The sequence below is a fragment of the Hutsoniella sourekii ATCC 700629 genome, assembly GCF_000518205.1.
Classification (GTDB): domain Bacteria; phylum Bacillota; class Bacilli; order Lactobacillales; family Aerococcaceae; genus Hutsoniella; species Hutsoniella sourekii.
The window spans coordinates 22,566-32,550 of record NZ_JADD01000025.1 but is presented as its reverse complement, the minus strand read 5'-3'; the positions used below and the strand labels follow the sequence as shown (position 1 = coordinate 32,550).

Annotated in this window: 12 protein-coding genes; 7 read left to right on the top strand and 5 right to left on the bottom strand. The window is 36.8% G+C overall.

The window, feature by feature from the left end; genetic code table 11:
* Positions 1 to 275: 275 nt before the first annotated feature.
* The 5 genes from T408_RS11985 to T408_RS0106820 all read right to left on the bottom strand — a co-directional run bounded on the left by T408_RS11985 (position 276) and on the right by T408_RS0106820 (position 4,274).
* The gene (locus T408_RS11985; protein WP_084543965.1) at positions 276 to 758 is read right to left on the bottom strand and encodes an ApaLI family restriction endonuclease; all 483 of its coding nucleotides are present in this window, start codon (positions 756 to 758) and stop codon (positions 276 to 278) included.
* A gap of 73 nt (positions 759 to 831) precedes the next feature.
* Positions 832 to 1,029, bottom strand: a complete 198-nt coding sequence (locus tag T408_RS0106835) for a helix-turn-helix domain-containing protein (protein ID WP_028119291.1) — start codon at positions 1,027 to 1,029, stop codon at positions 832 to 834.
* A 32-nt stretch (positions 1,030 to 1,061) separates the two neighbouring features.
* Positions 1,062 to 2,900 (bottom strand): AAA family ATPase, encoded by a 1,839-nt coding sequence (locus T408_RS0106830; protein WP_028119290.1) that lies wholly within the window; start codon positions 2,898 to 2,900, stop codon positions 1,062 to 1,064.
* Complete coding sequence (locus T408_RS0106825) at positions 2,893 to 3,354, bottom strand: ABC-three component system middle component 2 (protein WP_028119289.1); 462 nt, start codon at positions 3,352 to 3,354, stop codon at positions 2,893 to 2,895. The genes T408_RS0106830 and T408_RS0106825 overlap by 8 nt, the downstream gene beginning before the upstream one ends.
* A gap of 2 nt (positions 3,355 to 3,356) precedes the next feature.
* Positions 3,357 to 4,274, bottom strand: a complete 918-nt coding sequence (locus T408_RS0106820; RefSeq protein WP_028119288.1) for an ABC-three component system protein — start codon at positions 4,272 to 4,274, stop codon at positions 3,357 to 3,359.
* A 604-nt stretch (positions 4,275 to 4,878) separates the two neighbouring features.
* Here T408_RS0106820 and T408_RS0106815 point away from each other — a divergent pair.
* The 7 genes from T408_RS0106815 to T408_RS0106785 all read left to right on the top strand — a co-directional run bounded on the left by T408_RS0106815 (position 4,879) and on the right by T408_RS0106785 (position 9,968).
* Positions 4,879 to 5,535, top strand: a complete 657-nt coding sequence (locus T408_RS0106815; protein WP_028119287.1) for an RNA polymerase sigma factor — start codon at positions 4,879 to 4,881, stop codon at positions 5,533 to 5,535.
* A 120-nt stretch (positions 5,536 to 5,655) separates the two neighbouring features.
* Positions 5,656 to 5,835: a hypothetical protein gene (locus T408_RS11120; RefSeq protein ID WP_035420336.1), complete on the top strand. Its 180-nt coding sequence runs from the start codon at positions 5,656 to 5,658 to the stop codon at positions 5,833 to 5,835.
* Between the two features lie 13 nt (positions 5,836 to 5,848).
* A complete protein-coding gene (locus T408_RS0106805) occupies positions 5,849 to 6,154 on the top strand; it encodes a hypothetical protein (RefSeq protein ID WP_028119286.1) in 306 nt (101 codons plus the stop codon).
* The gene (locus tag T408_RS0106800; RefSeq protein ID WP_235731627.1) at positions 6,147 to 7,280 is read left to right on the top strand and encodes a DUF2800 domain-containing protein; all 1,134 of its coding nucleotides are present in this window, start codon (positions 6,147 to 6,149) and stop codon (positions 7,278 to 7,280) included. The genes T408_RS0106805 and T408_RS0106800 overlap by 8 nt, the downstream gene beginning before the upstream one ends.
* Before the next feature lie 12 nt (positions 7,281 to 7,292).
* Positions 7,293 to 7,847, top strand: a complete 555-nt coding sequence (locus T408_RS0106795; protein ID WP_028119284.1) for a DUF2815 family protein — start codon at positions 7,293 to 7,295, stop codon at positions 7,845 to 7,847.
* A 14-nt stretch (positions 7,848 to 7,861) separates the two neighbouring features.
* Complete coding sequence (locus T408_RS0106790; RefSeq protein WP_028119283.1) at positions 7,862 to 8,050, top strand: hypothetical protein; 189 nt, start codon at positions 7,862 to 7,864, stop codon at positions 8,048 to 8,050.
* Positions 8,025 to 9,968, top strand: a complete 1,944-nt coding sequence (locus tag T408_RS0106785; RefSeq protein WP_028119282.1) for a DNA polymerase — start codon at positions 8,025 to 8,027, stop codon at positions 9,966 to 9,968. Before T408_RS0106790 ends, T408_RS0106785 begins: the two co-directional genes overlap by 26 nt.
* Positions 9,969 to 9,985: the final 17 nt, after the last annotated feature.

The following is a 9,985-nucleotide window of genomic DNA, read 5'->3' as shown; positions in this document are numbered from 1 at the left end:
AAACGCACAGATCTAGCTAAAATTACGGAAGATGAACTTTTCAATGCGCTATGGTTGATAAACAATCGACCTAGAAAGTGTTTAAATTTTAAGACACCCTTTGAGGTATTCATGCACGAACTTGTTCAGTTAGAATGACTTTTTGTCGCAATAATTATTGCAATTCATCGTGTGAAAAATGGAGGGTCACAATAAACCATATTGATTGAATTATCACTTATTCCTTTCATGAGTTCTAAACAATCGCCTTTTAATATCGAGTTTTTCAAATGTAATTACTCCTTTAATTCGGTATTTTCCCTATATATATCCTCTAAAATAGCTAATAAGTCAACCCCTGTTTTTTCTAGTATATGGGACCAAGCATCTTTTTCATTTACCAAACAATCAATCTCAAAGGTTTTTGGCCGACTATTTTTAATAGGATTATCAATCTTAATAGTTCTGGCATTTTCAGCACCGTACTTTTCGATAAAACATAATTTTGCTACTTCTTCTGCAAAGGCTCCTGCATATTTGTACAGGAATCGACCTTTATTTTGATAAACATCAATTAATTTGCCTTCCTCTTTATGAACACCTAGTACTCCGTATATTAAATAATGATCATCGTTGTCTAACTCCATTTCAATTACTCGTTCTTTTACTTTTTTTGCAAATTTTTCCATTTCAATTTTGGCTAATTCTCGAATTTTATCATCAATTGTTTCAGGTTTATTAATCTCTTGTAAATCCTTTTGAGTCAAATCCTCTTGCATTGATATCTTCCTTTCATTTTTGGCATTCCTTAAAAACGCTTTTAGATGCGCTAGAAAGGATTCCCTAATTGTTTTATTTAGTTTCAAATAGCTCTTCTACTTTACAATTTAAAGCAGTAGCTATTTTCATCAGCACTTCAAGACTAACCGTTTCATTTTTACCCAATTTAGCTATTGTATTGGAACTAATCTGGGCGGCTTCTTGTAAATCTTTTTTTTTCATATTATTATCAATTAGTTTTTTCCAAAGTTTATTATATTCGATTTCCACTATTCTACTCGCTTTCTAAGGTTATTAAGGTGCTATTTGTGCTTGGGGTTTACTACGTCATGTAATAATCCATAGCGACCTTCGTTAGTGTCTTGTGTAAATTCAATTAAATTAACCCCTCTATTAGCAATATCTTTTGGTGAAAATGGTATTTCATCAGTTTGCTCTATCATAATTACTTGTCCATTTTCTGATTGAGACATGATATAAGACATAAAATTTTTTTTAATCGATTCATTTCTTGTGACATTTTTAGGCTCAGATAATTGAGTTAAAGGGGAGTCCATAATAAAGAAACCAGGAGCGTATCCTTCTCTTTGGAATATATATGTTTGCATAGAGATTGTGATTAAAGAATTTATAACTGCAGTATAACCACCGCCTAAGCAAGCAGATTTACTAATATTATTAATGGTTATATCGAATGAACCTAAATCTAGTTTGGTATTATCAGCACCGCCTATATTAGACTCTTTTAAAGAGTTACTAAGTATTTGCTCGTAAGGATAAATTAAATCATAATTGAATTTAGAAAATATATTATATTTAGTCTCAGTAGGGTCTTCTTCATTCTGACGATCAAATAATTCTCTTCCATAATATATCTCTTGTTGTTTTATTGCATTTAGCTCACTCTCCCATTTTAAGATATCAGAATAATTTTCTAATTCACTATCAAGATTTGATAATTTTGGAGTGATTTTATTTGATATATATTGATCTAATTCATTCTTTTCGGATTCTAACTTATTTATTTGCTTGATTATTGAATCTTTCTTTTTATGAACATCATTCGTAGTTTTATTTAATTCAATAATTTGTTCTTTCAGACCTGATAATTCAGCCATAGAGGCAGCAATATGTTCTTCTTTTGGTGAATCAGGTATTTCTGATTTACAAAATGGACAAACTTTTTTAGTGGGATGTTCTCCTACGCATATTTGACCTTCTATAATAAACTCTAATCTTTCTACATCTGATATATACTGAGAGTATAAGGAGTCAAAATTATGAAGAATAGTATTGCACTCAACTAGAGAATTATTCAATTGATAAATGTTACTCATTAAATTCCGACTTTTTTCGTTTGTAACGTTTAATTCTTCTTGAAGTGAATCAATGCTATTTTTTACAGATTCCATAATTTCTCGGACATTTACTATATTATGGGAGCTTATTTTTTCTTCTAAATCTGCTCGCTTTGATGCAATATTATCTCTCAAAGTTATTATATAAGCTATTATAGCTTCACGTTTGGCTTTGCTAATTACAGGATCTTCTGAAAGCACTAAATCATTCGCATCAGTTTTTGTTAGTAAAAATAGAAGAGCTGCTGCGGAAGATGTTTTGCTTCTAGGATCAGGTGATAATAGAGCAGAGGTTTCTCTGTCAATATCTTGTTGTTTCATGAAAAATAGATGGAGAATAGTTCGCCAGCTTAATCTTTGAGTATTACCTTTTTGGTTTGTAATGATTTTGTGGGTATGATTAATATTAATTAGTTTAAGTAGAACATCACTAATACTTTTTTTAGCATTTGTACTTGCTCTATAAGTGTCATTTTCTATATCAGGGATATTGCTCTTAACATGGATTTGGTTGGTTCCGATTTTTCGTTTCAGTGAAATGCGATTCTCGTTTTTTTGGAGGACGAGTTCAATATTCGTATAACCATGGTTATTATCGACAATTTTTGAAGGATAACCTTTTTTAGGAATATATCCAAAAGCATAATCAATACACTCCATTATCAAACTTTTACCAGTATTTGATGGTCCTATTATGAGATTAAATCCTTCAGTAAATCGAATTATAGAATCTTTGTGACCCCCACCTGATATAATCAATTTATGAAGTATAAGTCTATTCATCGTACACCTCCAATGGATAAAGTGTTTTGTTATTAATTTCTTTATTAATTTTTTTACTGTCAAGTGATGGATATTTAGAGAGCACTTCGTTTACGGCGATGCGATATTGATTCGCGTAATTTGTAGTTAATGAATTTGCAATCTCAATGCCTAATGCATCTAACTCGTAGAAATAACCGTTTCTATTGGCAATACATTTTACATAGGAATGGTAAACTAGATTTTTTAAAGATTCTGCTACAAGTTTTGATTTAGCAGAAAACTCACCATGCCTAAATAATCCGTCTCCGTGAAGATTTAGTTCAAATAAACCAAAGTCGGCCGCATAAATTGCTACAAAATCTATGCATGCTATTTGATGTTCATTGAGAGTGAACTTGCAAAGTTCTTTTAATAATATTAAAAGTCTTAAAGAAGTCTCAAATTCTGAGCCTATTAAATTAGATTTATTCATTGTTAGTTCACCCACTTTATTTTGCCATCATTTACTAGATGATGGCATACACCTTTTTTAATGCTATTACTAATCCAGTACGGGGACTTGCATAGAATGTAATTATCTACCGGATTGGATACAGCTTTTTCCATTGTCGATAACATTTTTTCATATCCATTGATATATTTTTTCCTCATAGTATCTTTTATGCCAGCTAGAGTTTCTGACTTTAAAACTTCGAATTGATTTGACAAATTATCAGCATCAAGTTCTCTAACTCCGCGTTCAATGGAAACTGCAGAATAATAATCGATACGTCGATCTTCAAAATCTTCTTTATAGTTAGGGAATTCAGGAAAATTTTTATCTGAGAAACGCTCAATAGATTCGGCATCAGCATATGCATTATAAAGTTCGTCTATATAAATTTTCTCTTTGTTAGAGAAAGTAGTAGGAACAGGAACTGATTCGGGTCTAGGTAATTTTTCAAGTTTCTCATCTATATCTTTTATAAGCTTTAAGCTCTTTTCAAAAATTGAAGAGGGCTTTTTTTGTTTCATTGAATAGCTACAAATTGATAAAAAAATTGATTCTAATAGCTCTTGACATTCATTTTCTGGATATTCACCAGGTAATCCGATACTTATTAACCAATCGCTAACAGATTGATATGATTCGGAATCGTCCATTATTTCAGAAATCCATTGAACATATTTATCAGGATCTCTGTGATCATAAACAAATTGGGCATCTTTTGATGGGATAGGATTTCCAATTAAATAACGATATTGAGTATCAGGTTTTCGTCTTAATAAATCGCATCCTTCCATTGCTGAATCTTTAATAAAATTTCCAATTATGGCAACAAAAAAATCTGCACCAGTTTTTCCATAAGAGATAAATGGTTTTAAACCTTTGGCATATTCTTTAAAGTTCAAGAAAATCCTCCTTTCGAATAGTAGTTTTAATTTAAATTTTTAAACTTCCGAACTCTTCCGAATGCTTCCGATAATTCCGAATTTTGAGTGAATCCAATTGATATTATTTGGGTGGAAAGCAAATAAATTTGATGTGCTTTTCTAAATTATAACAGAAAATCTTTTTACTTAAAAAGATTTCCTTGTTAACAAGGTGGTGAAAACAGTTGACCCGGCGTAATAGCAAACAGACTTCTCGAAAGATTGCCCGTAAAGCATCGAAAATTTTACGAGACAAACGTTATAGCAAGATTTCCAAATCAGTAGCAGGTTCCGCATTAGCACAGACAAAACGCAAGCGTAAATAATTTAACGGCTTTAGGAGGTGAGCCACAATCACCTTCAAATTAAAAATTCAATATAGCCCTAGTGATCATAAGGCGTGAGGATACATATTCAATTCCATCAGTCATCAGACTGGTGTGCATTGAGTAGAAGTAGCCTTTCCTTATGATGCACTTAAATGGGCAAAATGTAGGTCTGGATACTTCTATCTTCGGAAGGGTCCAGCCCTTTTTTGCTGTTCTTGCGCCTTGATGTCACAGGCATCTAAGGAGATAGAACAGTGAAAATCATTCTTAAATCTGAACCAAACAGCCGAAGCAGTTATCCAGTAAACACAGTATATGACATTACAACAGAAGAAGTCGCCATCATGATTGATGCGGATTTCGAGTTACAGAAACAAGAACTTGATGATCTATCAGAGGCTAAAAAACGTCCTATCGAAGCAATTATCAAGGACCTAAATAAGCCAGAAATTAACAATCCTAAGCGATTTCGTGATAACACTGTCAGCGGGCTAGTAAAAAATTCAAGTGGAACTTATGAAGATCGAGAGTACGAAGCCTCTGATGGACTTAACTATCATAAGCGGCCACCTAAAGATAAGAAGAAAGATAAAAAAATCGATCAACCTGGTGGATGCTTACGTTATGACAATGTACCAGGTCGACCTAAATCACCAAGCTTTTATTTTGAAGATGATTATGCGGAGAAGATGGAACAAACCGAGTTACTTCATCAAGCCATTCAATCTTTACCATTAAAGGAACAAGACCTCATTAAACAAATCTATTTTGAAGGTCGGTCACAGGCTGACTTTGCTAGGGCAGAAGGTGTCTCCCGACCAGCTATTAATAAGCGGTTAAATCGAGCAGAAAGCAAATTAAAGGCAAAACTTGCAGAGCTTGGGTTAACAAATCCTTATATCGGCGACTAGATATAAGGAGAGGTTAGCCAAAATAAAAAAGTTTGAAAAATTCGGTTAACAATCATTCCCCTCGGCGACATAAGTTGAGGGGACGTGATCTCCTACAAATTTTGAAAGGAGGATAACCTAATGCAACGCTTAAAAATTAGGTTGGATCGTAAACTGCAAGACAGTCAAAGTGTCGCGGTTAAGACGATGACAATCAGAGAAAAGGTATTGATGCGACTCTTAGGTGCACCTTTAAAAGTGAGTGTCATCGTGCCAGGTAATCAGGTCAGTGAATTAGAGATTAATAGATTGGAGGCCTAAAAGGATGTCGAAGATGAAGCAATTATTGGAGATTAGAAATGGCTTAGCACAAACGTTAGACGACCTAAATAGTCTATTAGGCCAGAAAGAAAATCCTGACCAAATGAGCTTATTAGATGATTACGCGATTCCTGATGAAGGCCCTACCCCTAAACTCATAAGTTTTGATGCCATTCAAAAGCATTTAGCGGATAAAGCAAGGGCGGGATATTCCGACCAAATACGTGAATTGATTCAGTCTCATGGGGTTGATAAGTTAAGCGATGTGAATCCAGAGAAATTTCCAGATTTGTGGAAGCAGGTGGATGCGATTGGTTAAGAAACACGCACTTCTATCGCCATCTTCCTCATCCAAATGGTTGTCATCGCCACCTATCGCAAGGCTCGAAGAAATTGCGATGGAGGAATATGGAGTGGATGACACCAATGAGTTTGCTGAGGAAGGCACTGTGGCCCATGCTTTAGCAGAATCAAAGCTATTAAAGGCAATCGGAGAAGAATCAGAACGACCAGATTCTGATTATATTGACGCTGACATGGAAATATATACGGACGACTATGTTCTATTCGTTCAAGAATTAATACAGAACTTTCAACAAGACCCTCATGTCATGGTGGAACAGCGACTGGATTGTTCAAACTGGGTCTCTGATTGCTTCGGAACGGGAGACTGTATTCTAGTAGGGGATAATCGTATAGAAATAATTGATTATAAGTATGGACGGATGTGGGTGCAAACGGAGAATAATCCTCAACTCATGTTATATGGACTTGGAGCATTAAATCTCCTTGATGGGATTTATGACATTGAGGAGCTATATCTGACGATTTATCAACCTCGTATTAACAACATCAACACATGGGTAATAGATAAAGACGCCTTGTTGGAATGGGCGGAGAAGGAACTGAAACCAAAAGCTCAGCTCGCTTATGAGGGGAAAGGTGAGTTTGAACCAGGCCCATGGCTCAAGTACACCAAGCTAAAAGCCATCTCCAAAGATCGAGCCGATCATCATCTGAAACTGCGTAAGTACGAATTAAAACAAGTTCACCTACTATCTGATCATGAGATTGAGGATATCTTAGCTCATGTCGATGATCTGGTGGACTGGGCTAAGTCGGTCAAAGAGTATGCAGAACAACAAGCCATTCAACACAAGAAACACTGGTCAGGATTCAAACTTGTCGAGGGACGAACTCGTCGCAAATATACGGATGAGTCCAAAATTGAAGAACGAGCCAAAGAACAAGGTATTACGGATATTTATGAAACGAAGGTACTGCCGATTACAAAGCTTGAAAAGCAGATCGGCAAGAAGAAGTTTAATGACCTATTTGGTGACTTGGTGGTTAAGCCCACAGGCAAACTGACCCTAGTTGCTGAATCGGATTATCGACCAGCAATCGTAACTATTGACGCAACAGAAGAATTTAACCAAATCTAGGAGGAAATTATTATGACAAATCAAAATTTACAAACAAGAGTATTACTACCAGAAGTTCGCTTATCTTATCCATTCATTTGGGAGCCAAGAGCACAGTTCGACGGAGGAAAAGAAAAATATTCAGTATCTTTACTGATTGACAAAGGGGATACAGAAACGATTAAAAAAGTAAAACAGGCGATTCAAAATGCAGCCAAAGCTGGAGTCAATAAGTTCGGTGGTAAAGTGCCTGATATTTCCAAACTCCGTACGCCATTACGCGATGGCGATGAGCGAGACGACACTGCTTATCATGGACACTACTTTATCAATGCGTCATCCCTACAAGCACCACAAATCGTGGATGGAAATGTAGCGCCGATTATAGATCGTAATGAAGTTTATGCGGGTGTTTATGCCAATGTAACAATCAATCTGTACGCATACAACGTTAATGGAAACCGCGGAATCGCCGCAGGATTAGGCAATATTCAAAAGGTACGTGATGGCGAATCACTTGGAGGACGTACGTCAGCTTCATCAGATTTTCAAACGTTAACCACTGCAGTCGATGACTTTTTATCTTAAAGGAGGACACAAATATGGATTTATTTATGGCACTAGTTGATGGGGTATTAACAGGAGTAGGAATTGCAATCCTGATGTATATGGGTGCTTGTGTTGCCTATGTGAGTAACCAATTGATTGATATCGCATTAAGTCAGAGAAAACAGAAAAATCAATTAAAAGAAAAAGGTTATCAAGATGAAGACTCTATCCATCGACATTGAGACTTATTCATCCGCTAATCTTGCTAAGACAGGCGTTTACAAATATGCAGAGAGCCAGGATTTTAATATCCTGCTCTTTGCCTATTCAGTAGATAACGGACCTGTCGAGGTTGTTGATCTAGTTAATGACGAAGAAATACCTAAACCGATTCTAAAAGCTTTAACGGATGAAACCGTTCAGAAATGGGCTTTTAATGCCAACTTCGAGCGGATTTGTCTGAGTCGTTATTTAGGCTATCCCACAGGTCAGTACCTTGACCCTCACTCATGGTATTGCTCGATGATTTGGTCTGCCACTCTGGGCTTACCTCTATCCCTTGAAAAAGTAGGTGAGGTGCTAGGTCTGCAAGACCAAAAGCTAAAAGAGGGGAAGAACCTTATTCGTTATTTTTGTGTCCCTTGTAAACCAACCAAGTCAAATGGGGGTCGGACACGCAACTTACCCCATCATGCTCTAGAAGATTGGGAGCTGTTCAAGGCATATAACAAACGAGATGTTGAAGTAGAACTGGCTATTAAAGACCGTTTAAGTAAATTTCCAGTGTCTAACAAAGAGTGGGCACATTACCACCAAGACCAAGTAATTAACGACTTAGGTATTAAGGTGGATTTAGACTTCGTTGATGGTGCACTTCACTGCGACCGAGAAGCAAGGGCCGTCCATCTTGAAGAGGCTAAACAACTTACTGGTTTAGAAAACCCGAACTCCCCTATGCAGTTAAAAGATTGGCTAAATAAACAGGGATGTCTCATTGAGTCGCTCGCTAAAAAGGATGTACAAGAAGCCCTAGAAACTTCGAGTGGTGATGTAAAACGGGTCTTAGAGTTGAGACAGGAGTTATCCAAATCGAGTGTGAAGAAATACGATGCCATGAAACATGTCACAGGTTGTGACGGACGAGCGAGAGGGCTGATTCAGTTTTATGGTGCAAATCGAACGGGTCGATACGCAGGGCGCTTAATACAGGTTCAAAATCTTCCACGAAACTACATCACTAATTTAGAAGAAGCTAGAAATCTGGTTAAAGTTAAAGATTACCAAACGTTAGAGATGCTATTTAATTCTACGTCCAATACTTTATCGGAGCTGATCCGAACCGCTTTTATACCTGATGACGGTCACCGTTTTATCGTGGACGACTTTTCATCAATTGAAGCAAGAGTCTTAGCCTGGTTAGCCGAAGAAGATTGGCGTCAGGAAGCTTTTCTAGCGGGTAAGGATATTTATTGTGAGTCAGCGTCGCAGATGTTTGGTATCCCAGTAGAAAAGCATGGGATCAATAGCCACTTAAGGCAAAAGGGTAAAGTAGCCGAATTAGCGTGTGGTTACGGTGGATCCATCGGTGCACTTAAAGCGATGGGCGCTTTAGAGATGGGACTGGAAGAAGAGGAACTTCAAGGTATTGTATATGATTGGCGGCAAGCTAGTCCGAACATCGTTAATTTATGGTGGTCAGTGGATCGTTGCACGAAAGACACCATCAAAGGGCGGATGACGACTGAAACACATGGCCTTCGTTTTAGTTATGAGTCAGGTATTTTATTCATTCAACTTCCGTCAGGTCGAAGGCTAGCTTATTGTAAACCTCGAATTGGCGAGAATCGTTTTGGCGGGGAGTCCGTTGTCTATGAAGGCATTGGGACAGGAAATAAGTGGCAAGCCATCGAGTCTTATGGGGCTAAATTTGTTGAGAATATCGTCCAGGGGATTGCCCGAGATATTTTGGCGGAAACGATGTACCGCTTAAGAGACTATCGAATTGTCATGCATGTCCACGATGAGGTGATTTTAGAAGTGCCTGAAGGTCAGTCGAGTGTGGAAGAAATCTCAAAACTAATGAGTCAACCACCTGATTGGGCAGAAGGGTTAGTGCTTGGAGCTGACGGGTTTGAATGTCAGTTCTATCAAAAAGATTAAATGAAGGAGAGAGTAGT